The organism is Streptomyces chlorus (genome assembly GCF_042655885.1).
GTDB classification, from domain to species: Bacteria; Actinomycetota; Actinomycetes; order Streptomycetales; family Streptomycetaceae; genus Streptomyces; species Streptomyces chlorus.
In genome coordinates, this window is sequence record NZ_JBHSOA010000062.1 from 1 (window position 1) to 2,041 (window position 2,041).

Sequence of the window (2,041 nt, forward strand, 5' to 3'; positions counted from 1 at the left end):
GCCCCGCCACGAAGTCGGGCTTGACACCCCACGACTCCACCAGACGGAACAACGCCACCTCGATGGCGAACAACGCCGGCTGAGCGAAGCCCGTCTCGTTCAGCAGGTCGACGTCCTCGCCCCACATCACCTCACGCAGCGGGCGCTCCAACTCGCCGTCCAACAGAGCGAGTACGGAGTCCAGTGCCTCCGCGAACACCGGGAACCGGCCGTAAAGCTCCTGGCCCATCCCCAGCCGCTGCGAACCCTGACCGGAGAACAACACCGCCGACCGGCCGCCGAGCACTGCACCCGACACCACCGAGGCGTCCGGCTCACCGACCGTCAGTGCTGCCAACGCGCGCATCGTCTCGGCACGCTCGCCGGTCGGTACCACCGCTCGGTGCTCGAACTTCGACCGGCCCGTCGCCAGCGAATACCCGACATCCACCGGCCGCAGCTCCGGCCGACCCTCCATCGAGGCCAGCAGCTTGGCGGCCTGGCCGCGCAGCGCCTCCGGCGTCTTGCCGGACAGCACCCACGGCACCACACCCAGCTCCACCGCGGGAGCCTCGGACCCCGTCACCACCGTTCCCTGGATGACGTCCGCCGGCTGCTCCAGGATCACGTGCGCGTTCGTACCGCTGATACCGAACGACGACACACCCGCGCGTCGCCCGCGGCCGGCCTCCGGCCACGGCGTCGGCTCGGTCAGCAGCTCCACCGCGCCCGCCGTCCAGTCCACGTGCGAGGACGGGGCGTCGACGTGCAGCGTCTGCGGCAGCACACCGTGGCGCATCGCCATGATCATCTTGATCACGCCCGCCGCGCCCGCGGCGGCCTGTGTGTGGCCGATGTTCGACTTCACCGAGCCCAGCAGGAGCGGGCGCTCCGGGTCGCGGTCGCGTCCGTACGTCGCCAGCAGCGCCTGCGCCTCGATCGGGTCACCCAGCGAGGTACCGGTGCCGTGCGCCTCGACGACGTCGACGTCCTCGGCCAGCAGCCCGCCGCTGGCGAGCGCCTGGCGGATCACCCGCTGCTGCGAGGGGCCGTTGGGCGCCGTCAGACCGTTGGACGCACCGTCCTGGTTGACCGCACTGCCGCGCACCACGGCCAGAATCTCGTGACCGTTGCGCAACGCGTCCGACTGCCGCTCCAGGAGGAGCATGCCGATGCCCTCGGACCAGCCGACACCGTCGGCGGACTCGGAGAACGCCTTGCACCGGCCGTCGGGAGCGAGGCCGCGCTGCCGGGCGAAGTCGACGAACACCGTCGGGGTCGACATCACCGTCACGCCGCCGGCCAGGGCCAGCGAGCACTCGCCACTGCGCAGGGCCTGCATCGCCCAGTGCATCGCCACCAGCGACGACGAACACGCCGTGTCCACCGTCACCGCCGGACCCTCCAGGCCCAGGGTGTACGACACCCGGCCCGACGCCAGACTCGTACTTCCGCCTCCCTGGAAGCCCTCGAACTCCGGGCCGCCCAGCAGAGACGTGTAGTCGCTGTACATCACGCCGGCGAACACACCGGTCGCGCTGCCCTTGAGCGACACCGGGTCGATCCCGGCCCGCTCGATCGCCTCCCACGACGCTTCGAGCAGCAGCCGCTGCTGCGAGTCCGTCGCCAGCGCCTCGCGCGGGCTCATCCCGAAGAACGCGGGATCGAACTCATCCGCCGTGTGCAGGAATCCGCCCTGCCGCGTGTACGAGGTACCCATGTGGTCGGGGTCGGGGTTGTAGAGCCCGTCGACGTCCCAGCCGCGGTTGGTCGGGAAGCCGGACACGGCATCCGTCCCCTCCGTGACCAGTCGCCACAGATCCTCGGGCGAGGTCACACCGCCCGGGTACCGGCAGCTCATCCCCACGATCACGATCGGGTCGTCGGCCACCGAAGGAGCGTGCGCGGCGACCGGTTCGACGACCGTCGCGTCCGATCCCAGCAGCTCCTCGAGCAGATGGTCCACGAGCGTCTGAACGGTCGGGTAGTCGAAGACGAGCGTGGCGGGCAGCCGCAGCCCGGTCACGGTGTTGAGCCGGTTGCGGAGTTCGACCGCGGTGAG

The 2,041-nt window shown here is 70.8% G+C and carries 1 protein-coding gene; it reads right to left on the minus strand.

Annotation, left to right across the window (positions count from 1 at the left end; all coding sequences use genetic code 11):
• The coding region (locus ACFPZI_RS27140) for a type I polyketide synthase (protein ID WP_381368120.1) at positions 1-2,041 on the minus strand (2,041 nt) is incomplete at both ends.